The organism is Streptomyces sp. MGP-P1, assembly GCF_057766565.1.
Window position 1 is genome coordinate 845360 of the sequence record NZ_JBYMEM010000007.1, and the last position, 21617, is coordinate 866976.

19 protein-coding genes and 2 tRNA genes are annotated in these 21617 nt (G+C 71.1%); 20 read left to right on the forward strand and 1 reads right to left on the reverse strand.

Features of this window, described 5'->3' with window-relative positions; all coding sequences use genetic code 11:
• Positions 1–136 precede the first annotated feature (136 nt).
• From AC3CH1_RS25365 to AC3CH1_RS25390, 6 genes are all read left to right on the forward strand, one after another.
• The gene (locus AC3CH1_RS25365; RefSeq protein WP_488465033.1) at positions 137–2905 is read left to right on the forward strand and encodes a CDP-glycerol glycerophosphotransferase family protein; all 2769 of its coding nucleotides are present in this window, start codon (positions 137–139) and stop codon (positions 2903–2905) included.
• A gap of 173 nt (positions 2906–3078) precedes the next feature.
• Positions 3079–4233, forward strand: a complete 1155-nt coding sequence (proB, locus tag AC3CH1_RS25370) for a glutamate 5-kinase (protein WP_488465034.1) — start codon at positions 3079–3081, stop codon at positions 4231–4233.
• Between the two features lie 19 nt (positions 4234–4252).
• The gene (locus tag AC3CH1_RS25375; protein ID WP_488466734.1) at positions 4253–4852 is read left to right on the forward strand and encodes a hypothetical protein; all 600 of its coding nucleotides are present in this window, start codon (positions 4253–4255) and stop codon (positions 4850–4852) included.
• Positions 4853–4944: 92 nt separating this feature from the next.
• Entirely contained in the window at positions 4945–6228 is a 1284-nt protein-coding gene (locus AC3CH1_RS25380; RefSeq protein ID WP_488465035.1) for a glutamate-5-semialdehyde dehydrogenase, read from the forward strand.
• 184 nt (positions 6229–6412) lie between these two features.
• Entirely contained in the window at positions 6413–7000 is a 588-nt protein-coding gene (locus AC3CH1_RS25385) for an SCO2584 family spore wall biosynthesis protein (RefSeq protein WP_488465036.1), read from the forward strand.
• A 208-nt stretch (positions 7001–7208) separates the two neighbouring features.
• Positions 7209–8360: an SCO2583 family membrane protein gene (locus AC3CH1_RS25390; RefSeq protein ID WP_488465037.1), complete on the forward strand. Its 1152-nt coding sequence runs from the start codon at positions 7209–7211 to the stop codon at positions 8358–8360.
• Here the strand turns inward: AC3CH1_RS25390 and AC3CH1_RS25395 are convergent.
• Positions 8297–9448, reverse strand: coding sequence for a M48 family metallopeptidase (locus tag AC3CH1_RS25395; protein WP_488465038.1), 1152 nt, complete (start codon positions 9446–9448; stop codon positions 8297–8299). The genes AC3CH1_RS25390 and AC3CH1_RS25395 overlap by 64 nt on opposite strands.
• Positions 9449–9559: 111 nt before the next feature.
• Between AC3CH1_RS25395 and AC3CH1_RS25400 the strand changes: the two genes are divergently transcribed.
• From AC3CH1_RS25400 to AC3CH1_RS25465, 14 genes are all read left to right on the forward strand, one after another.
• Positions 9560–9712, forward strand: coding sequence for a hypothetical protein (locus AC3CH1_RS25400; protein WP_018961243.1), 153 nt, complete (start codon positions 9560–9562; stop codon positions 9710–9712).
• A gap of 84 nt (positions 9713–9796) precedes the next feature.
• A complete protein-coding gene (locus AC3CH1_RS25405) occupies positions 9797–9958 on the forward strand; it encodes a hypothetical protein (RefSeq protein ID WP_018961242.1) in 162 nt (53 codons plus the stop codon).
• A gap of 38 nt (positions 9959–9996) precedes the next feature.
• The gene (gene nadD / locus AC3CH1_RS25410) at positions 9997–10614 is read left to right on the forward strand and encodes a nicotinate-nucleotide adenylyltransferase (RefSeq protein WP_469219778.1); all 618 of its coding nucleotides are present in this window, start codon (positions 9997–9999) and stop codon (positions 10612–10614) included.
• 19 nt (positions 10615–10633) lie between these two features.
• Positions 10634–12475 (forward strand): LytR C-terminal domain-containing protein, encoded by a 1842-nt coding sequence (locus AC3CH1_RS25415; protein WP_488465039.1) that lies wholly within the window; start codon positions 10634–10636, stop codon positions 12473–12475.
• 254 nt (positions 12476–12729) lie between these two features.
• A complete protein-coding gene (gene rsfS, locus AC3CH1_RS25420) occupies positions 12730–13161 on the forward strand; it encodes a ribosome silencing factor (RefSeq protein WP_488465040.1) in 432 nt (143 codons plus the stop codon).
• Positions 13158–13811, forward strand: coding sequence for a histidine phosphatase family protein (locus tag AC3CH1_RS25425; protein ID WP_215109788.1), 654 nt, complete (start codon positions 13158–13160; stop codon positions 13809–13811). Before rsfS ends, AC3CH1_RS25425 begins: the two co-directional genes overlap by 4 nt.
• A 139-nt stretch (positions 13812–13950) precedes the next feature.
• A tRNA-Ala gene (locus AC3CH1_RS25430) sits at positions 13951–14023 on the forward strand.
• Between the two features lie 132 nt (positions 14024–14155).
• Positions 14156–14344 (forward strand): hypothetical protein, encoded by a 189-nt coding sequence (locus AC3CH1_RS25435; RefSeq protein ID WP_488465041.1) that lies wholly within the window; start codon positions 14156–14158, stop codon positions 14342–14344.
• Between the two features lie 3 nt (positions 14345–14347).
• Positions 14348–14581: a hypothetical protein gene (locus AC3CH1_RS25440; protein ID WP_003969224.1), complete on the forward strand. Its 234-nt coding sequence runs from the start codon at positions 14348–14350 to the stop codon at positions 14579–14581.
• 132 nt (positions 14582–14713) lie between these two features.
• A tRNA-Ala gene (locus tag AC3CH1_RS25445) sits at positions 14714–14786 on the forward strand.
• 401 nt (positions 14787–15187) lie between these two features.
• Positions 15188–18061 (forward strand): leucine--tRNA ligase, encoded by a 2874-nt coding sequence (gene leuS / locus AC3CH1_RS25450; protein ID WP_488465042.1) that lies wholly within the window; start codon positions 15188–15190, stop codon positions 18059–18061.
• Positions 18062–18294: 233 nt separating this feature from the next.
• Positions 18295–19080 carry a hypothetical protein gene (locus AC3CH1_RS25455; protein WP_488465043.1) on the forward strand — a complete coding sequence of 262 codons (786 nt, stop codon included), beginning with the start codon at positions 18295–18297 and terminating at the stop codon, positions 19078–19080.
• A gap of 122 nt (positions 19081–19202) precedes the next feature.
• On the forward strand, positions 19203–20048 hold the full coding sequence (locus AC3CH1_RS25460; RefSeq protein ID WP_488465044.1) for a DegV family protein: 846 nt from the start codon (positions 19203–19205) through the stop codon (positions 20046–20048).
• Positions 20049–20752: 704 nt separating this feature from the next.
• Positions 20753–21448 (forward strand): ComEA family DNA-binding protein, encoded by a 696-nt coding sequence (locus tag AC3CH1_RS25465; RefSeq protein WP_488465045.1) that lies wholly within the window; start codon positions 20753–20755, stop codon positions 21446–21448.
• The last annotated feature ends 169 nt before the right edge of the window (positions 21449–21617 follow it).

Consider the following 21617-nt stretch of genomic DNA (forward strand, 5'->3'; position numbering starts at 1 on the left):
GACCGGGGCGGTTCGTCCTGTGAGAGGTGTCACGTCATACTGTGGGGCAACCATGAGACCGTTGGAGCCGTCTCATTAACGCCCCGTCTTCCTGGGGTTCATCATCTGCACGTCCCCCCGGAAAGGCCCTCCACCCGTGGCGTCCCTCGAAGCGATCCCCGACGAGCTCAGCCGGCTCATGAAGTACTTCCCGGAGACTCCGGTCGAGGAGCGCCCCGAATTCCACCGAGCGGCCAAGGACTTCCTGGCCCGTGCGGCCCCGAAGGTCGTACGACAGTTCTCCCCGATGGCCCGGGTCAAGTGGCACCTGGCGGCCAGCGGCCGCGGTGACGAGCTGGTGGACCTGCTGCACTACGAGCGCGAGAACCCGGGAGCCTTCTCCGTCCGCGGCCTGCGGCGCGCCCGCATCGAGCTGCCCGGCGTCGAGAGCTCCTCGCTCCCCTCCTCGGTGCGCAACTTCAACCGCAGCGAACTTCCCGTACGCGGCAAGCTCCTCGATCTCGGCTGGGAGGACGGCAAGCTCCTCGTCAAGGGCTACGCCTACATCCCCAACGTCCCCTCGGCCACCGGCAAGCGCTCACTGCGCGTCGCCGTGCTCCGCCGCCAGGGCAGCCGCTCCACCCTCCCGCTGCGGATGCGCACCACCCTGGAACCCCGCGCCACCGCCGAGGCCAAGGGCGCCCTGCACACCTACGACTGGTCCGGCTTCGAGCTCGGCATCGACCCGTCCCGACTGCGCGTACGCGGCCAGTGGCAGCCCGGCACCTGGCGCCTGGGCATCGGCATCCCGCGCCCCGGCGGCATGTCCGTGGGCAGCATCACCAAGAACAACGCGGGCGCATCCGGCCACAGCTACACCCGGGTCCTGGACGACGGCGTCCGCCTCGTCGTCGGCTTCGACCGCAACCGGCTCAAACTCTCCGTGGACGTCGTCCCCGCCGAGATCATCGCCCAGGAAGCCGACGGCGAGACCCTCACCGTCACCCTGCGCTCCCGCGTCACCACCCCCGCGGGCAAGTACCCCACCGCCCTGCGCATCGACCACGAGCCGAGCGGTTTCGCCACCGACCTCCCGCTCCAGCAGGGCGAGACCGGCGCCGACGGCTGGCTCCGCCACACCGCCCGCCTCGACTTCGCGGACCTCCCCGTCGACGACGTACACCCCGGCAAGTCCGTCAAGTACCGCGCCCAGATCGTCTTCGCCGACGGCACCACCCGCCGCGCCACCAACGGCGCGCAGTCCGTCACCGGAGTCCACCCGCTGCCCGAGGGACGCGAGTTCGCGATCCTCACCGACGGCGCCGGGAACTTCACCCCCCAGGTCCGCACGGTCCAGCCCCTCGTCGACAGCGTCGAGTGGAGCACGGACGGCGAGCTGGTCCTCTCCGGCGTCTACACCGGCCCCGCCGAGCAGATGAAGATGGTCCTGCGCCACACCGGCCGCAACGAGGACCGCCCGCTGCCCGTCGAGTTCGCCGACGGCCGCTTCACCGCCCGCCTGCGTCCGGACACCATGCCCACCTACGAGGGCACCGTGTCGCTGCGCGCCGGCCGCTGGATGCCGCGCCTGCGCCTGCGCACCGAGTGGGACCACACCCGCGACCTCCCCGTCACGATCCGCCCCGACCTCGTGAACACGCTGCCGCTGACCCACCGCGGCGAGCACCGCACGTACACCGTCGAGCGGCTCGACTTCGACCGGATCTTCGTGGAGTCCGGGCCGGTCCTCGACCCGGAGCTGCGCGGCGCCTACCGCCAGCGGCTGATGCGCGACGTCTACACCCCCGAGCAGCGCGAACTGCCGCTGCGCGAGGCCGTGCTCTACAACAGCTTCGGCGGCAAGCAGTTCTCCGACTCGCCCCGCGCGGTCTACGAGGAGCTCAAGCGCCGCGGCACCGAGGTCGAGCACATCGCCATGGTCCACGACCAGCAGGTCGTCCTGCCGGCCGGCGTCCGCGGCGTCGAGTGGGGCAGCAAGGAGTGGTACGAGGCACTGGCCCGCAGCCGGTATGTCGTCACCAACGGCGGCATCCGCGAGTGGTTCGTCCGCCGTGAGGGCCAGGTCGTCGTCCAGACCTGGCACGGCACCCCGCTCAAGCGCATCGGCGCCGACCTGCTCGGCACCCCGAAGGCGAACCTGGCCTACATCGCGAGCCTCCCGCAGCGCTCGCGCCAGTACAGCCTGTTCATCACGCCGAACGCCTTCACCACCCCGATCATGACCAACTCCTTCCGCCTCCAGTGCGAGGTCCTGGAAGCGGGCTACCCGCGCAACGACGTCTTCCACGCCCCCGACCGCGTCAAGCGCGCCGCGGCGGTACGGGAGAAGCTCGGCATCCCCGCGGGCAAGAAGGTCGTCCTGTACGCGCCCACCTGGCGCGACGACCAGCGCTACGGCGGACGCCGCTTCAAGCTGGACAACCAGATCGACGTCGAGGCCGCCAAGCGCGAGCTCGGCGACGACCACGTGCTGCTCTACCGCAAGCACCACAAGGTCCTCGACTCCATCCCCGGCGCCGGACAGGGCTTCGTCTACGACGTCACGTACTACCCGGACATCGCCGACCTCTACCTGATCGCCGACGTGCTGATCACGGACTACTCCTCGGTGCTGTTCGACTTCGCGCACTCCGGGCGGCCGATGCTCTTCTTCACGTACGACCTGGAGCACTACCGCGACACCCTGCGCGGCTTCTACTTCGACTTCACCTCCCGAGCTCCCGGGCCGCTGATCAAGACCTCCGAGGACCTCGTCTCCGCGATCCGCAACATCGACGAGGTGAGCGAGGAGTACAAGGAGAAGTACGCCCAGTTCCGGGTCGACTTCTGCGAGCCCTCCGACGGCCGCGCCGCCGCCCGGGTCGTGGACCGGATGCTCGCCGTCAAGGACGAGCAGCAGAGCTGAGCCCACCGAGGCCGCCCCCGCCGCCCGCCCGCACCCCGTTCACCCGCCGTCCTTCGGCGTCCACCGAGCGGAACGGGCAGGCGGCGGGGGCGGCCGCTCGCGTACTGTGCTGTGCCGGGGCGGCACAGCGGGCCCCGCGTCGGACACCGGGGCGATCCAGAGCGAGGAAGCACGTGGCAGAGCAGAGGCCGTCGGGCCGCGAGCCGGCAGTGACCGGCGCCCGCAGGGTCGTCGTCAAGGTCGGCTCCTCCTCGCTCACCACCGCGTCCGGCGGCCTCGACGCCGACCGGGTCGACGCCCTCGTCGACGTCCTGGCCAAGGTCAGGGACGGCGGCGAACGCGAGGTCGTCCTCGTCTCCAGCGGAGCCATCGCCGCCGGACTCGCCCCGCTCGGCCTCGTCCGCAGGCCCAAGGACCTGGCCCGCCAGCAGGCCGCCGCCAGCGTCGGCCAAGGCCTCCTCGTGGCCCGCTACACCGCCTCGTTCGCGCGCTACGGCGTCCGCGTCGGCCAGGTGCTCCTCACCGCCGACGACACCAGCCGCCGAGGCCACTACCGCAACGCCTACAGCACCCTGGACAAGCTCCTGGAGATGGGCGCCGTCCCCGTCGTCAACGAGAACGACACCGTCGCCACCGACGAGATCCGCTTCGGCGACAACGACCGGCTCGCCGCCCTCGTCGCCCACCTCGTCCACGCCGACCTGCTCGTCCTGCTCTCCGACGTGGACGGCCTCCACGACGGACCGCCCGGCACTCCCGGCGCCTCCCGGATCGCCGAGGTCACCGGCCCCGACGACCTGACCGGCGTCACCATCGGCAGCGCCGGGAACGCGGGCGTCGGAACCGGCGGCATGGTCACCAAGGTCGAGGCCGCCCGCATCGCGACCGCCGCCGGCATTCCCGTCGTCCTCACCTCCGCCAGCCGCGTCGCCGACGCGCTCGCGGGCCGCGACACCGGCACGTACTTCCACCCCACCGGACGCCGCTCCGCCGACCGGCTCCTGTGGCTGGCCCACGCCTCCACCCCCCAGGGCGCGCTCACCCTCGACGACGGCGCCGTACGGGCCGTGGTGGAGCGGCGCACCTCCCTGCTGCCCGCCGGAATCTCCGCCGTCGAGGGCGAGTTCAGCGCCGGCGACCCGGTCGAGCTGCGCGACCCGCACGGCACCCCGGTCGCCCGCGGACTCGTCAACTTCGACGCGAAGGAGATCCCCCAGCTGCTCGGCCGCTCCACCCGGGACCTCGCCCGCGAACTGGGGCCCGCCTACGAGCGCGAGGTCGTACACAGGGACGATCTGGTCCTCCTCGCGCCGCGCCTCACCCCCTGAAACGGCTGAAAGTCCCGCCATCCAGCGGGGACCTTCCCCAAAACCACCCCATGCCCGCCTGTGGACTGGTCCACTTTGTAGTGGGGGAACAGGGGTACCGCACAGCAACACATCACAGGAGGCCGCCGGTGAGACGAGCGCGCCCGGGCGCGCCGCCCGAGGCACGGCCAACCGCGCCCTGACGAGTGTCGGAGCGGGGGCGGATTTCGACCGGAATCCAGCCCCGGCGGACACCGTCGAACGGGAGCCGGTCACGACGGCGAAGGAGGAGTCCCCGCAGTCCAAGCTCTGGCACATCACGCTCAGCGTGTCGGGCGCCGAGACTCCGCTGGGGGAGGTCAGACGCGGCCTGGAACAGCTCGCGCACGACCACCCCTTTCTGCTGACCAGCCGCTACGCGAGCGACCACGCGGAGATCCGCTACTGGGAAGAGGCCCGCGATCTGCACGACGCGGCCGCGGTCGCGCTGCGGCTGTGGGGCGAGCACCGCTCCAGCGCCCAGCTCCCGCCCTGGGAGATCGTCGGCCTGGAAGTCATCGACCGCGAGACCTACCACCTGCGGATCGCCGAGGGCTACGGTCCGCCGCCCGCGGCCCCCGTGGGCGTGCACCCCTACTGACCGCGATCCGGCGACGTCCGCACCTCGGGTCGGGCGTCTCGCATCACGGGATACGTGACGGATGCCCGCAGAGTGCGCATTACTCTGCGGGCATGACCACGCTCTCGCCCTACGACAACCTCTCCCCGGTCGCGCAGACCGCCTACCGGGCCCGCGCCGCCGCCGCCGACATCGCGCCACTTCCGCGCGCGGCCAAGGACGACGCGCTGCTGGCCATCGCCGACGCCCTCGAAGTGCGCACGAGCGAGATCGTCGAGGCCAACGCGAAGGACGTCGAGCGCGCCCGCGGGGCCGGGACGAGCGAAGGCATCATCGACCGCCTCACCCTCACCCCGGAACGGATCCGCGCCATCGCCGCCGACGTACGGGACGTCGCGGCCCTCCCCGACCCGGTCGGTGAGGTGGTGCGCGGCTCGACCCTGCCCAACGGCATCGACCTCCGGCAGGTGCGGGTCCCGCTCGGCGTGGTCGGCATCATCTACGAGGCCCGGCCCAACGTCACCGTCGACGCGGCCGCCCTCTGCCTGAAGTCCGGCAACGCGGTCCTGCTGCGCGGCTCCTCCTCGGCCTACGCCTCCAACACCGCCCTCGTCCGGGTCCTGCGCGACGCGGTCGGCGGCTCCGGCCTGCCGGCCGACGCGGTGCAGCTCGTCCCGGGCGAGAGCCGTGACTCCGTGACGGAACTGATGCGGGCCCGCGGTCTCGTCGACGTCCTCATCCCGCGCGGCGGCGCCTCGCTGATCCGCACGGTCGTCGAGGAGTCCACCGTGCCCGTCATCGAGACGGGCACCGGCAACTGCCACGTCTACGTCGACGCGCAGACGGACCTGGCCATGGCGGTCGACATCCTGATCAACTCCAAGGCCCAGCGCCCCAGCGTCTGCAACGCGGCCGAGACCCTCCTCGTCCACAAGGACGTGGCGGACGCCTTCCTGCCGCTCGCCCTGGACGCGCTGGCCGAGGCCGGGGTCACCGTCCACGGCGACGAGCACGTCCTCGCCCGCGCCGAGGGATCCAAGGCCACGGTGGTGCCGGCGACGACGGAGGACTGGGAGACCGAATACCTCTCCTACGACATCGCGGCGGCGGTCGTCGACTCCCTGGACGCCGCGGTCGCCCACATCCGGCTCTGGTCCTCCGGCCACACCGAGGCGATCGTCACCACCTCGCAGGCCGCCGCCCGCCGGTTCACCCAGTTGGTCGATTCGACGACGGTCGCGGTAAACGCCTCCACCCGCTTCACGGACGGCGGGCAGTTCGGCTTCGGCGCCGAGATCGGCATCTCCACGCAGAAGCTGCACGCCCGCGGTCCGATGGGCCTGCCCGAGCTGACCTCGACGAAGTACATCGTCACGGGGGACGGGCACACCCGCTAGGCCCTGTCGTCGAACTCCCGTCGTCGCCCCAGGGCGGACGGGAGTTCGACGAGGGCCTTCAGGCCCCTCCGGTCGGCCCCTTCCGTCCTTGGGCGCAAGGGGCCGACCGCGTGTTCCCCGTGCCGATCCGGGGGAGTTCACGGGGTCCCTGCCCAAAAGGTCCCGGCCCAGCTACCCTGAAACCGTGCCGGACGACGTGGGGGGCAAGCCGTTTCCTGACGGCTGGGAGCCCGACGACGACCGCGGGGGCGCGGACGAGGACTTCGCCTCCGTGGTGTTCGACGAGGACTTCGTCCGGTCGGCGCCCGTCCATGAGCCCACCGCCGTGGAGCGCCTGCTCGCCGCCGCCGAGGCCCGTGCCGAGGCCGACGCCGCCCGCGCCCGTCGGAGCCGCCGCGCGGACGACGACGCGTACGACCGCAACGGCGGCCCCCGGGGCTATCACGACCCCCAGGACCTCGACTACGACCCCGACCACGGCATCGGGGACGACGTCTGCGCCCCGGGGCCCTACGGCCGCCACGGCGGCTCCCTGCGCCCCTACCGCAACTCCGCCCGCTGGCACCGCCCGGTCGCCTGGCTGCTCGCCCTGGTGATGGGCGTCGGCATGGTCTCCCTCGCCTTGACCGCGGCCTACCGGGGCGGCTCGAACAACCGACAGGACCAGGTGCCGCCGCCCGTCACCAGCGGCGTGGACAAGCCCGGGGCCGCCCCGTCGGCCTCCGCGGACTACTCCCGCCCCACGGTCTCCGCCGAGCCCCGGCTGCCCTGAACCCGCCCCCTCCGTCACCCGATCGCCGACGGCCGCCCCAGGCGCTTCCGCACTTCCCGGCCGTCTCCGCGTTTACGCGGGCCGCTATCGACCTACCCTCAAGATGTGACCCCTCGTTCCCAGGGGGGCTTCTCGCTGCGGAGGCCACTCGGCCGAAAGCAGACCGTTGCGCACCGAACCGACCGGTGTGGAGATGGGGAGAGAAGTCATGACAGGCCGCTCAGAACCACCGGACGGTGCGCCCGAGAATCCCGCGGGCGGCGAGGACGAGTACCGCTCGCTCGTCTTCGACGAATCGTTCGTCCGGGCTGCGCGGATGCAGGAGTACTCGGCGCAGGAACGTATGGGCGAGCACGCCCGCGCCGTCCGGGCGCTGCCCGACACGCAGGTCGTCCGCATCGACGGCGGCTCCCGGGCCGCCGTAGCCCTGGTCGTCCTCATCGCCCTGGCCTTCGCGGTGGCCGTCTACGTGGGATTCCGGAGCCCGTACCCCCAGCCGGCCTCCCGGCGGGCTGAACCCCTGCGGACCACCGTCGTCCCCCTGGCCCCCCGGGGGGCCGTACCGGGTGGATCACCCGAGTGGCTGTACGGGGCCGAGCCGGTCTCCGGATTCCGCACGGGCGCCGACGGCATCAACTTCCCCACCGTGCAGCGCACGCAGAACTTCTCCGACAGCCAGATCACCGCCGCCCTCGCCACGGTCAAGGACTACCTGGTGGAGTCGTCCCTGAACCCCGACGTCCTCACCGGCTCCGTACGCCGGCCCGTCGAGCACCTCCTCGACCCGGACCAGCGCGCCCAGTTCGAACAGAGCCTGAGCAGCCCGGCGGACGCCGGGAGCCACGCCGCCACCGGCTGGCTGGTGCGCTTCGACCCGGAGCAGGTGGAGCTCGCGGACCCGCGGATCCGGGTCGAGGGGACCCTCGGCTACGAGGAGGAGGCCCCTGGCGTCCTCGGTGTCGTCTCGGACCACACGTTCACCTACGCCCTGCGCCCGGCGGACGGGCCCCACCGGGACGACGACGCCTCCCTGTTCACCGTGCGGCGCGAGCTGCGCTTCCGCTTCGACCGGGAGGACCTGCGACTGCACCGCCTGGAGGTGCTCACCGCCCATGTCCAGGCCGGGCCGCAGTCCTGCTCGGCCGACGCGACCGGGATGCTCCGCCCGCTCCTCGCCGGGGAACGGGCGGACGCCCGCGGGCCCGCCGCCACCGACCCGTACGCCACGGGCCGGCCCACGGCGGCGCTGTGCGGGACCCTGGAGGCCGTCAGCTCCCCGACGGCCCCGACGACGGGTCAGCTCCCCGACGGCCCCGACGACGTCCCCGGGCTCCCCTCCTCAGGGGCCTCGGGCGGCTGACCGGCCGTCCCGTCCCCGTCCGTAGCGGAACCGCCGGACGGGCCCTGTGCCCCGCCCTTCGCGCTTCCGGTACCGGTGAACCGGTCACGCAGCTTGCCGCCCAGGTCTCCCGCCCCGCCGGCGATGTCGCCCACGAGCTTCATCAGCGGGTCCTTGCTGGTGCGCACCGTGTCCGCGTAGTGCGAGGCGGACTCCCGGAACGAGTCGGTCACCGAGGTGTCCTTGTCCTCGTCGCGCCGCGGGTAGTGGCCGTCCATGATCCGCTGGAAGTCGCGGGTCTCCGACCACTTCTTCAGCTCGGCGGCCCGCACGGTGGTGAACGGGTGCGTGCGGGGCAGCACATTGAGGATCTTGAGGACGGAGTCCCGGAGGTCGCCGCCCTTCTCGTACTCGTCGGCCTGGGCGAGGAAGGCGTCCACGTTCATCTCGTGGAGGTGATTGCCGCCCGCGATCTTCATCAGACCGCGCATGGAGGCCGTTATGTCCTGGCCGACCAGCAGCCCGGCCCGGTCCGCGGACAGCTCCGACTTGCGGAACCACTCGCGCAGCGCAGTCACTATCGCCATGATCGCCACATTGCCCAGCGGGATCCAGGCGACCTTCACGGCCAGGTTGGTCAGGAAGAGCAGTATCGTCCGGTACACCGAGTGACCGGAGAGCGCGTGGCCCACCTCGTGGCCCACCACCGCCCGCATCTCCTCCTCGTCGAGCAGCTCGACCAGGCCGGTGGTGACCACGATGATCGGCTCGTCCAGCCCGATGCACATGGCGTTGGGCTGCGGGTCCTGCTTCACGTACATCGGCGGGACCTTCTCCAGGTCCAGGATGTAACACGCGTCCCGCAGCATGTCGTTGAGGTGGGCGAACTGCGCGTCGCTCACCCGGACGGAGTCGGAGAGGAAGAGCAGCCGCAGGCTGCGCTCCGGGAGCAGCCCGCTGAGCGCCTTGAACACGGTGTCGAAGCCGGTCAGCTTGCGCAGGGCCACCAGGGCCGAGCGGTCGGCGGGGTGCTCGTAGGCCCGGGAGGAGATCCCGGGGAATCGCCGGCGCTGCCTGCTCGGCACGTTCTCGTGACTGTTGTCGGTCATGGATGGCCCCCTGTTCGTACGAGACGTCGCTCGTCCCCCGGACAAAACCCAGCGTATGCGCTGGCGCTACGGTGTGCGGGGGGCTGTGGATAACTTTGAGGAGCGCCCGAAATGTCGCACACCGCCGTACTGCTCGCCGCCGCGTCCGAGGAGCAGGGACCGGGTGACACGCTCCGGATCGTGTTGCTCGTCTCGATCCTCGGAGCGGTGCTGCTCGCGTGGTTCCTGCTGCGCGGATACCGCAACGACGACAACAACGACTGAGTCGCCGTGAGCGTGCCCGGGGGGCCCGCATACGATGTGACCGACGTCTTCCTTCCGATTCACGATCGATAGGTCCTGCCGAAGATGAGCCTCACGAGCACCGCACACCAGCTGGTCACTCTCGCCTCCGAAGGCGGCGAGGGCGGCAACCACGAAAGCCTCAACCCCTACTTCGTCGGCGCCGGGGCGTTCCTCGCGCTGATGTTCCTGCTGTGGGTCACCACCCGCTTCAACCGCGACCGCTGAGTCAGAGGCGTACAGCTGTGCCAGTAGGCTCTGCACGCATGGGAGAGCAGGAAGTGCCTACCGGCCCCGGCAAACGCCGCATCGGCGTGATGGGCGGGACATTCGACCCGATCCACCATGGACACCTGGTGGCGGCCAGTGAAGTGGCCGCCCAGTTCCATCTCGACGAGGTCGTCTTCGTCCCGACCGGGCAGCCGTGGCAGAAGAGCCACAAGAGGGTCTCCCCGGCCGAGGACCGCTATCTGATGACGGTCATCGCCACCGCGTCCAATCCGCAGTTCTCCGTCAGCCGGAGTGACATCGACCGTGGCGGACCGACGTACACCATCGATACGCTGCGTGATCTGCGCGAGGTCCACGGCGACGCGGACCTCTTCTTCATCACCGGCGCCGACGCGTTGTCCCAGATCCTCACCTGGCGCGACGCGGAGGAGCTGTTCTCGCTCTCCCACTTCATCGGTGTGACCCGCCCGGGTCACGTGCTCACGGACGACGGGCTGCCCGAGGGCGGTGTCTCCCTCGTGGAGGTGCCCGCGCTCGCGATCTCGTCCACGGACTGCCGTGAGAGGGTCGCGCAGGGGGAGCCGGTCTGGTACCTGGTGCCGGACGGCGTGGTCCGCTACATCGACAAGCGCCAGCTGTACCGCGGCGAATGAGCCACGGAGAGGGGCACCGGTGAACGACCCGCAGAACCCGTACGACCCGTACTACCAAGAGCCGCAGATCATCGGCTACGACGCGTACGGGCAGCCGGTCTACCAGCAGCAGGGGCAGCAGCCGTACGACCAGCAGGGCCAGTACGACCAGCAGGACCAGCAGGGTCAGGGTTACGACCCCTACGCCGCACAGCCGGGTCAGGGACACCTGGCCCAGGACGCCGGCTACGGCTACGACGCGTACGGCAACCCCCAGCAGCAGCCCCAGGGTTACGACCCCTACGCCGCCCCGCATCCGGTACAGGCGCCTCAGCCGCCCCGGACGCAGCAGGGCCAGGGCACGGACCAGGTGTACGGCTACGGCTCCTACACCGACTACGGGTACGCCACCGAGCAGCAGTCCGCCGCGGTCGACACGGGCCAGCACTGGAGTGTCCCGCAGCAGGGCGCGGCCCCCTCGCCGGTACAGGCCCCGCAGCAGCCTCCCGCGCAGCAGTCACAGCATCCGCAGCAGTCACAGCAGTCACAGCAGTCACAGGGGTCGGCGGAAGGCGCAGCGGAGCCGGACGCGGAGCCCGCACTTCCGGGGCAGCGCAAGCCCGCCCCCGACTACCGCACCGAGCAGTTCTCGTTCATCGAGGAGCCCGACGAGGACTCCGAAGACGTCATCGACTGGCTGAAGTTCACCGAGAGCCGCAGCGAGCGGCGCGAGGAGGCCCGGCGCAAGGGCCGCAACCGGATGGTCGCCCTGATCGTCGTCGCCGTTCTCGTCGTCGTCGGCGGGGCCGGCTATCTCTGGTCCGCCGACATGATCCCGGGCCTGTCCGGGTCGGACGAGAAGAAGGCCGTGGCCGCGGGCGCCCAGCAGCGCGACATGATGGTGGTGCACCTGCACGACACGAAGAGGGGCGGCACCTCGACGGCGCTGCTCGTCGACAACGCCACCACGAAGCAGGGCACCACCGTCCTGCTGCCGAACTCCCTCGCCGTCGCCTCCGACGACGGAACCACCACCACGCTCGGCAAGTCCGTCGAGGACGACGGCAGGACCGGCACCCGGGAGGCGATCGACACCCTCCTGGGCACCCGGATCACCGGCACCTGGCGGCTGGACACCCCGTACCTGGAGAACCTCGTCGAGCTGGTCGGCAACATCGAGGTCGACACCGACACCGATGTGCCGGGCGCGAAGAAGGGCGAATCGCCCCTGGTGAACGAGGGCGAGGGCCAGACGCTCAGCGGCGCGATGGCCGTCGCGTACGCCACCTACCGTGCGCCGGGGGAGCCCGAGGCCAAGCAGCTGACGCGGTTCGGCGAGGTCATGCGGGCCACGCTGCGCAAGATCTCCGAGGATCCCAAGGCCGCGACCGTCACCATCGAGACGCTGCTCCAGGTGCTGGACCCGTCGCTGCCCGAGAAGGACCTCGGGGCCTCGCTCGCCAAGCTGGCCTCGCGTGCCAAGGTCGGCGACTACAAGACGGCCCTGCTGCCGGTCCAGGAGGACGGCACGCTCACCGAGGCGGACACCCGCGACGTCGTCAAGGACATCCTCGGCGGCACGGTGAAGGCCCCCGAGGCGGGAGCTCCGCTCCGGGTCGCCGTCCGCAACGCCACCGGGAACGAGAAGGCCGCGGAAGCCGCCCGGGTCCAGCTGGTCAACGGCGGTTACGCCTTCGTGGACAGCGGCAAGGCAGGGGCCGAGACGTCGTCCGTCGTGCTCTACCGGTCCGCCGAGGACAAGGAGAAGGCCGTCGAGGTGGCCAAGACCCTGGGCCTCTCCGCGGGTGACGTGAAGAAGGGCGAGCCGGCCGCCAACGCCGACGTGTCCGCGGTCCTCGGACAGGACTACGAGGCCCCGTAGCCCGCACGGGACCACCGGTCGGCGCTCCGGCGCCGACCGGTGCCCGGCGTCCGAACCCGGCCGAGGAACACGGTTCGGTCCGGCCGAGGAACGCAGTGAGGCCCGGCCCGGGAAACTCCGTGAGGCCCGGCCGGGAAACGCGGTGGAACCCGGCCCGGAAACCCGGCGAGGATCGGCCTGGAAACGCAGTAAGGCTCTGTCGGCGGTCCGTGAGACCCTAGAGGTTGCATCCGACCGCCGACGAAAGCCTGCATGTGACCGCCACGGACCGCTCCATCGAGCTCATCACCGCCGCCGCTCAGGCGGCCGCCGACCGGCTCGCGCACGACATCATCGCCTACGACGTCAGCGATGTGCTGTCGATCACCGACGCCTTCCTGCTGGCCTCGGCCCCCAACGACCGCCAGGTCAAGTCGATCGTCGACGAGATCGAGGAGCAGCTCCAGAAGGAGCTCGGCGTCAAGCCGGTGCGCCGCGAGGGCGACCGCGACGCCCGCTGGATCCTCCTCGACTACGTCGACATCGTCATCCACGTCCAGCACAGCGAGGAGCGCGTCTTCTACGCGCTGGAGCGCCTGTGGAAGGACTGCCCGGAGATCGCCCTCCCCGAGGACGCGGTCAAGACCCGTGGCAAGGCCGAGGAGCACGCACAGCTCAACGGCGGCACGGAAGGCGATCAGAGCTGAACGGCAGCAGCAGCGGCACGGGCCGCAGGATCGTTCTCTGGCGGCACGGCCAGACGGCGTGGAACCTGGAGCGCCGTTTCCAGGGCTCCACGGACATCGAGCTCACCGAGGCCGGCGTCGGGCAGGCCCGCCGCGCCGCCCGGCTGCTCGCCTCGCTGAAGCCGGACGCCATCGTCGCCTCCGACCTGCGACGGGCGGCGGCCACGGCTGCCGAGCTCTCCGCCGTCAGCGGCCTCTCCGTCGCCCATGACGCCGCACTCCGTGAGACGTACGCCGGTGCCTGGCAGGGGCTGACCCACCAGGAGATCGTCGAGCGCTTCGGTGATCAGTACGCGGCGTGGAAGCGCGGGGAGCCCGTGCGCCGCGGCGGCGGCGAGCTGGAGACCGAGGTCGCCGACCGGGCGGCCCCGGTCGTTCTGGAGCACGCCGAGAAGCTTCCGGAGAACGGCACGCTCGTCGTGGTCAGCCACGGCGGCACGATCAGGACGACGATCGGCCGGCTGCTGGGCCTGGAGGCGCACCACTGGGAAGGGCTCGGCGGGCTGTCCAACTGCTGCTGGTCCGTCCTCGGCGAGGGTGCGCGCGGCTGGCGTCTGCTGGAACACAACGCCGGCACGCTTCCGGAGCCGGTCCTCGGCGACGACGACTAGAGGCCGTCGGGAGGCAGTTGAGAGGCCGTTCGCGGGCCGTCCTCGGGCGGCCCGGGCCGGATTTCACTTTCCGGCCGGTCGCAGGCTAAAGTTCTTCTTGTTCGCAGCGCGGAAACGCAGGGAAACAACAGCGAACAGCGGGGCTATAGCTCAGTTGGTAGAGCGCCTGCATGGCATGCAGGAGGTCAGGAGTTCAATTCTCCTTAGCTCCACAATCAGGATCCCGTCCCCACCAGGGGGCGGGATCTTCTGTATAGGGAGCACCGAGCGGGCTGACCCCCTTGCGGGGTCATGGCAGAATCGGAACGCCGGAGGGGGCGACGTACCGATCGGGAGGGAGCGCGATGCCTGCGAGTCGCGAACACGTCCCCGACCAGCCTCTTGTCGCCACCCCGTACTCCGACCCCGTACCGCTCGAAGATCGATCCCGCCTCGGCTGCCCGTCCTGCGGTTCGTCCCATGTGGCCCAGGTTCTGGGTGACAACGGAGGGGTCTCCTACGTGTGCACGGCCTGCGGCCACAGCTGGAGCTGACTGATGGGTGCACACAGGCGTAAGTGCGACTGGTGCGGCAGTGGTACGCCCATCGTCAGGGACATGGACCCGGTCAACGCGGAGTACCAGTACTGGTGCGAGGAATGCGCGCGGGCGCTGATCATAAAAGGCGACCCCATCGAGACCTACCGGGAGCTGGAGGGGGAGCCGATCTACGGGCGGCTCCTGGAGGAGCACTGCACCCTCAAGCGCTTCTACTCCTTCGCGACCGCCTGACCTGCGGCCGGCGATCCACCGTTCGGGATGATTCGGGCGTATCGGTGCGGACCGGAAACGATTTGGTGAAGCACCGGGGGGACCGTGTAATGTTCTCGATGTCGCCAAGGGAAACCGGGCGGCACGCGGCAAGGGGCTATAGCTCAGTTGGTAGAGCGCCTGCATGGCATGCAGGAGGTCAGGAGTTCAATTCTCCTTAGCTCCACAAGATCGACAGTGAGGAAGCGGGCCACCCGGATCGGGTGGCCCGCTTCTTTCGTCCGGTTCTCTTGTCCGCATCAGGTATGCCCGGGTCGGCTTCGGCCGGGAAGGTCGCCCCCTGCGCCGCGCCCCCACCGAGGCGCCGTAATTCAGCTACGGAGAGCAACGGCTGGTCGCGGGATTCCGGTTCGCGCGTGCGGTGTCCGCCCCCTGGTTACCGTCCGCTCCCTTCCGGGCCCGTGCGGTACCCTGACGCCATGCGTGCCGTACGCCTTCTGCTTAGCGAGCCGCGCTGAACAGTCCCGACCGGTGAGAACGCCTGGTCGGAGTCAGCGCGGCGTCCCCTCCTGTGCGAGGGGTTTTTTCGTTTCCCGGCAGATGACGATCGATGGAGCTTTGAGGATCATGACCGAGACGAATTCCGCAGCCGAGACGGCCGCGCCGCACCGCTACACGGCGGCGATGGCCGCCGACATCGAGGCACGCTGGCAGGACTTCTGGGACTCCGAGGGGACGTACGAGGCGCCGAACCCCACCGGTGACCTGGCGGGCGACCCGGAGCTGGCCGCCAAGCCGAAGAAGTTCATCATGGACATGTTCCCGTACCCCTCGGGTGCGGGGCTGCACGTCGGACACCCGCTGGGCTACATCGCCACCGATGTCTACGCCCGCCACCAGCGGATGACCGGCCACAACGTGCTGCACACCCTGGGTTTCGACGCCTTCGGCCTGCCCGCCGAGCAGTACGCCGTCCAGACGGGCACCCACCCCCGGGTCTCCACCGAGGCCAACATGGAGAACATGAAGGCCCAGCTGCGCCGGCTGGGTCTGGGCCACGACAATCGCCGCTCCTTCGCGACGATCGAGGCCGAGTACTACAAGTGGACGCAGTGGATCTTCCTGCAGATCTTCAACTCCTGGTACGACACCGAGGCCGGCCGGGCCCGCCCGATCGCCGAGCTGGTCGAGCAGTTCGAGAGCGGCGCGCGGGCGACCCCCGACGGCCGTGAGTGGAGCGCGCTGAGCGCCACCGAGCGCGCCGACCTGCTGAGCGAGTACCGCCTGGCGTACGCCTCCGACGCCCCGGTGAACTGGTCGCCCGGGCTGGGCACCGTCCTGGCCAACGAGGAGGTCACCGCCGACGGCCGGTCCGAGCGCGGCAACTTCCCCGTCTTCAAGGCCAAGCTGCGCCAGTGGAACATGCGCATCACCTCCTACGCCGACCGGCTGCTGAACGACCTGGACGGGTTGGACTGGCCCGAGGCCATCAAGCTGCAGCAGCGCAACTGGATCGGCCGCTCCAAGGGCGCCCGGGTCGAGTTCCCGGTGGACACCGCCGGCGGCATCACCGTCTTCACCACCCGCCAGGACACCCTGTTCGGCGCGACGTACATGGTGCTGGCGCCCGAGCACGACATGGTCGAGCGGATCATCCCGGCCGCCTGGCCCGAGGGCACCCACCCGGTGTGGACCGGCGGGCACGCGAGCCCGGCCGAGGCCGTCACCGCGTACCGCAAGCAGGCCGCCGCCAAGTCCGACGTCGAGCGGCAGGCCGAGGCCAAGGACAAGACCGGTGTCTTCACCGGCGCGTACGCGACCAACCCGGTCAGCGGCGAGAAGGTTCCCGTCTTCATCGCCGACTACGTCCTGATGGGCTACGGCACCGGCGCGATCATGGCCGTACCGGCGCACGACGCGCGCGACTTCGCCTTCGCGCGCGCCTTCGAGCTGCCGATGCGCTGCGTCGTGCAGCCCTCCGACGACCGTGGAACCGACCCCTCCACGTGGGACGACGCCTTCGGCTCGTACGACGCGAAGCTGGTCAACTCCGCCAACGAGGAGATCTCGCTGGACGGCCTGGGCGTCGTCGAGGCCAAGGCGAGGATCACCGACTGGCTGAAGGAGCACGGCGTCGGCGAGGGCACCGTCAACTTCCGGCTGCGCGACTGGCTGTTCAGCCGGCAGCGCTACTGGGGCGAGCCGTTCCCGATCGTGTACGACGAGGACGGCATCGCCCACCCGCTGCCCGAGTCGATGCTGCCGCTGGAGCTGCCCGAGGTCGAGGACTACTCGCCGCGCACCTTCGACCCGGAGGACGCGACCGCCCAGCCCGAGACCCCGCTGTCGCGCAACGCCGACTGGGTCAACGTCACGCTGGACCTGGGCGACGGCGCCGGTCCCCGGCAGTACCGCCGCGAGACCAACACCATGCCCAACTGGGCCGGTTCCTGCTGGTACGAGCTGCGCTACCTGGACCCGAACAACGATCGGCAGCTGGTCGACCCGGCGATCGAGCAGTACTGGATGGGCCCGCGCGAGGGCCGGCCCACCGGCGGTGTCGACCTGTACGTCGGCGGCGCAGAGCACGCCGTGCTGCACCTGCTGTACGCGCGCTTCTGGTCCAAGGTGCTGCACGACCTGGGCCACATCTCCTCCGCCGAGCCGTTCCACAAGCTGTACAACCAGGGCATGATCCAGGCCTTCGTCTACCGCGACAGCCGGGGCATCGCCGTCCCCGCCGCAGAGGTGGAGGAGCGCGACGGCGCGTTCTACTACGAGGGCGAAAAAGTCAGCCGCGTCCTGGGCAAGATGGGCAAGTCCCTGAAGAACGCGGTCACGCCGGACGAGATCTGCGGTGAGTACGGTGCGGACACCCTGCGCCTGTACGAGATGGCGATGGGCCCCCTGGACGTGTCGCGCCCCTGGGACACCCGGGCCGTGGTCGGCCAGTACCGGCTGCTGCAGCGGCTGTGGCGCAACGTGGTCGACGAGGAGACCGGTGAGATCACCGTCGTCGACACGGAGCCCGGCGAGGAAACGCTGCGCGCCCTGCACAAGGCCATCGACGGGGTCGGCCAGGACATGGCGGGGATGCGGTTCAACACCGCCATCGCCAAGGTCACCGAGCTGAACAACCACCTGACGAAGGCCGGCGGCCCGCTGTCGCGCTCCGTCGCCGAGCGGCTGGTCCTGCTGATCGCCCCGCTGGCCCCGCACATCGCGGAGGAGCTGTGGCGGCGGCTGGGCCACACCGGATCGGTCGTGCACCAGGACTTCCCGGTGGCGGACCCGGCGTACGTCGTGGACGAGACCGTCACCTGCGTCGTCCAGATCAAGGGCAAGGTCCGGGCTCGCCTGGAGATCTCGCCCGCCATCACGGACGAGGAGCTGGAGGCGCTGGCCCTGGCCGACGAGGCGGTCGTCGCGGCGCTGGGCGGGGCCGGGATCCGCAAGGTGATCGTGCGTGCGCCGAAGCTGGTGAACATCGTCCCCGCGTGACGGCTGCTGCGTGACGGCTGCTGTGTGCCGACGATCGCGTGACGACGGCCGGGCGGTGACGGCCGGGCGGTGACGGCCGGGTGATGGCAGCCGCGTGACGGTCCCTGTGCGTGGTGGGGGCCATCCCCTACGGGCAGGTTGGGGGTTCCGAAGGAACCCTCGGCCTGCCCGTTCCGTTTACGGTGGAGGGGCGACCGGTATCGGCGGCCGCATCGAGATATCGAGGGGCATTCATGGAAGCCGCGATCACGATCCTGGCGTTGCTCTTGGTCGCGTTCGTCGCGCTGGGTGTCTACGCGACAGTGAAGGCCGTCGGCGCGGCCAAGCGAGGCGTGGACCGCACGATCACGCAGGCCCGGCGTACCGTGGAGGACACCACGCTCCGGGCCAAGAGCTTCGGGCAGACGGGTGTCGCCGGCGAGCTGGCGCAGCTCCGGCTCGCGTTGCGCACCTCGATGCGCGCCACGCAGGACGCTCTGCACGCCGGCGCCGCCGAGGACGCGTCCCTGGCCGAGTCGGTGGCACTGTTCCGGAGGCTGAGCGAGCACGGCCTCGAACTGGACGACGAGCTGAAGCGGCTGGAGCGCGAGCCGGACCGGGCGACCGTCGCGGGCCTGCTGCCCAAGCTGAGGGAACGCACGCAGCGGATCACGCACTCGGCGGAGTCGCTGCGCTGGGCGGCGCGGGACCGGGCGCGGCAGTTCGCCGACGACGACCTGGACGCGCTGAACGCGCAGATCGACATCGAGGCCGGCGCGCTGCGGCACTGGACCGTCGAAGAGCCGCCGCGGGCATCCGGCGCGGGGGCATCCGCCTCGACACCGGGCCAGGGCCCCGGGACGGACTGGCCCGAGCCGGCCGCCTCGACGGACCCCTCGGCCGGGAACAGCAGCACGGCCGACCAGGCCTGGTCCGGACCGGCCCGCGAGGAGAGCCCGCAGGCGATCACCGCCCCGGACCCGCGGCTGCGTACGACCTACCCCTGGCAGAAGTCCACCCGTCCGGAAACGACGAACTGACGCACACGCGACGGCTCGGGCGTATCCACGACCCGGCCGGATACGTTCCCAAGCGGCCATGAATGATCAGAGGGCCGGGGCCGGGCTGCCGCACTCCCGCCACGCCAGGTAACCTCCGGCTCATGTCCCGCCATGTCGCTATCGTCACCGATTCCACGGCCTACCTGCCGCGCCCGACGATGGAACGGCACGGCATCACCGCAGTGCCGCTGACCGTCGTCCTGGGCGACCGGGCGCTGGAGGAGGGCACGGAGATCTCGGCCCGCTCGCTCGCCCTGGCTCTGCAGAAACGCCACTCCGTGACCACGTCCCGCCCCAGCCCCGAGGTCTTCGCCGCGGCCTACCGGGCGGCGGCCGAGGGCGGCGCGGACGCGGTGGTGTCGCTGCACCTGTCGTCGGAGTTCTCGGGCACGTACGACGCCGCGCTGCTCGCGGCGGCGGACGCCCCCGTTCCGGTACGTGTGGTGGACACCGGCATGGTCGCCATGGCCCTGGGATTCTGCGCTCTGGCGGCTGCGGAGACCGCCGAGGCGGGCGGCAGCCTGGACGAGGCGGTATCGGCCGCGGAGAAGCGGGCCGCAGGCACCTCGGCGTATTTCTATGTCGACACGCTCGACTATCTGCGCCGGGGCGGACGCATCGGTACGGCGCAGGCCCTGCTGGGATCCGCGCTGGCGGTGAAACCGCTCCTGGAGCTCGACGCGGGCCGGATCGAGATGCTGGAGAAGGTGCGGACGGCGTCCAAGGCCATTGCCCGTCTGGAGGAGATCGTCGCCGAGCGGGCGGGTGCGGCCCCGGTGGACATCGCCGTCCACCACCTCGCCGCCCCGGAGCGCGCGGAGCGCCTGGCCGAGCGGCTGCGCGAGCGCGTTCCCGGCCTGGTCGACCTCCACGTCAGCGAGGTCGGTGCGGTGATCGGGGCGCACACGGGGCCGGGGCTGCTCGGCGCGGTGATCTCGCTGCGGTGATCTTCTGCGGTGATCTCACCGCGCTGATCTCACCGCGCTGCTTTCTCTGCGCTGATGTCCTCGCGCTGATCTCCCTGATTTTTTCCTCGCGGCGAGCGGGATTTCACCCCGTGGAGTGGTCGAGTTATCCACAACCGCCGGTCTTTCCACAGGAATCGGTGCTGCTCGGCGGGTTCGGTCGGATGTGCCTAACGTCGTGAGGCATGGCCCTTCGATCTTCTCGAGCGTCGGCTCCCGATGCTTCTTCCGCCTCTGCCCTGTCATCCGATGCATCGTCCACATTCCCGTCTCCGCACTCGACTTCGCCGCCCGACCCGTTGCCGACGAGGACGCCCGCACGGGTGCGACGCGGTTCCGGCACGCGCCCGAGTGGCCGGGCGGGCGTGGGCCCCGGCGCGCGTTCCGATGCACGCCATGGTGGGCGGCTGTCCGCGCGGGGGCGTTCCGCCCGTGCCGCGGCGGCGGCGCGTCGTCGGGCCGACGCGCTGATGGCCGGTGTCCCCGGGCCAGGGCGCGGTACAGCGCCCGTATCGGTACGTGAGGCGGAGCCTGCGCCCGTCTTGGTACGTGAGCCGGAGCCGGAGCCCGTGCCCGTGCCCGTGGCGGAAGCCCCGGGGGCGGTGTCCGGGGGTATGTCTGGGGTGGGCCGTCTCGTGTCGGCCGTTCGGGAGCGGCTGCCGTTGTGGGTGCGGCTCCGGTGCGGGATGGCACCGCGCACGCCGGTGGTGCTCGGCCTGGTGCTGCTCGCCGCCGTGGGGGTCGCGGCGTTCCACTTCTGGTCCGTACGCCCCCAGGCCGTGCGCCCGCCGGAACCCGTCGCCGGCGCAGCGGCGGCGCCCGCGTTGCCCCCGGACCCGTTACGGTCCGAGGGCCCCGGACAGGTCCCCCGTCCGACCGCAGGGGCACCACCGGACGTGGATGCGGTCGGGAGCGGGCAGATCGTCGTCGATGTGAGCGGCAAGGTGCGTCGGCCGGGGGTCCGCCGGCTTCCGGCGGGCTCGCGGGTGGCGGACGCGCTCGACGCGGCGGGGGGTGTACGCGCGGGCACGGATGTGACGGGGATCAATCGGGCGCGGGTTCTGCTGGACGGTGAGCAGGTCGTAGTGGGTCTGCCGCTGCCGCCCGGACCGCCGGCCCCCGGGCCGGGCGGCAGCGGGCCCGCCGGGGCCGACGGGGTGGGCGGCGCGCCGGGCGGGCCCGGACCCTCGGCACCGCTGAGCCTGAGCACGGCGACCGCGGAGCAGTTGGAAACGTTGCCAGGGGTCGGGCCGGTGCTGGCCCAGCACATGATCGACTACCGCACGGAGAACAACGGATTCCGGTCCGTCGACGAGCTCAGGCAGGTCAACGGGATCGGCGACCGCCGCTTCGCCGAACTCCAGCCGCTCGTACGGCCATGAGCAGCCGTGAGGCCCGGCCCTACGTCCGGGGAGCGGGCGAGGCCGCGGGCAGTTCGGCGTGTGCGCCGAGTGTTCCGGGTACGCCGAGTGTTCCGGGAACGCCGGGTGCTCCGGGAACGCCGGGTGCTCCCGGTACGCCGGGTGCTCCCGGTACGCCGGGTGTTCCGGG

What these genes read in the sequence shown, in the direction of transcription:
- nadD (WP_469219778.1), top strand. Translation starts at nt 9,997, where the DNA reads ATGGGAGAGCAGGAAGTGCCTACCGGCCCCGGCAAACGCCGCATCGGC.
- AC3CH1_RS25405 (WP_018961242.1), top strand. Translation starts at nt 9,797, where the DNA reads ATGAGCCTCACGAGCACCGCACACCAGCTGGTCACTCTCGCCTCCGAA.
- AC3CH1_RS25400 (WP_018961243.1), top strand. Translation starts at nt 9,560, where the DNA reads ATGTCGCACACCGCCGTACTGCTCGCCGCCGCGTCCGAGGAGCAGGGA.
- AC3CH1_RS25460 (WP_488465044.1), top strand. Translation starts at nt 19,203, where the DNA reads ATGTCCCGCCATGTCGCTATCGTCACCGATTCCACGGCCTACCTGCCG.
- AC3CH1_RS25435 (WP_488465041.1), top strand. Translation starts at nt 14,156, where the DNA reads ATGCCTGCGAGTCGCGAACACGTCCCCGACCAGCCTCTTGTCGCCACC.
- AC3CH1_RS25465 (WP_488465045.1), top strand. Translation starts at nt 20,753, where the DNA reads ATGGCACCGCGCACGCCGGTGGTGCTCGGCCTGGTGCTGCTCGCCGCC.
- AC3CH1_RS25380 (WP_488465035.1), top strand. Translation starts at nt 4,945, where the DNA reads ATGACCACGCTCTCGCCCTACGACAACCTCTCCCCGGTCGCGCAGACC.
- AC3CH1_RS25395 (WP_488465038.1), bottom strand. Translation starts at nt 9,448, where the DNA reads ATGACCGACAACAGTCACGAGAACGTGCCGAGCAGGCAGCGCCGGCGA.
- AC3CH1_RS25440 (WP_003969224.1), top strand. Translation starts at nt 14,348, where the DNA reads ATGGGTGCACACAGGCGTAAGTGCGACTGGTGCGGCAGTGGTACGCCC.
- leuS (WP_488465042.1), top strand. Translation starts at nt 15,188, where the DNA reads ATGACCGAGACGAATTCCGCAGCCGAGACGGCCGCGCCGCACCGCTAC.
- AC3CH1_RS25390 (WP_488465037.1), top strand. Translation starts at nt 7,209, where the DNA reads ATGACAGGCCGCTCAGAACCACCGGACGGTGCGCCCGAGAATCCCGCG.
- AC3CH1_RS25455 (WP_488465043.1), top strand. Translation starts at nt 18,295, where the DNA reads ATGGAAGCCGCGATCACGATCCTGGCGTTGCTCTTGGTCGCGTTCGTC.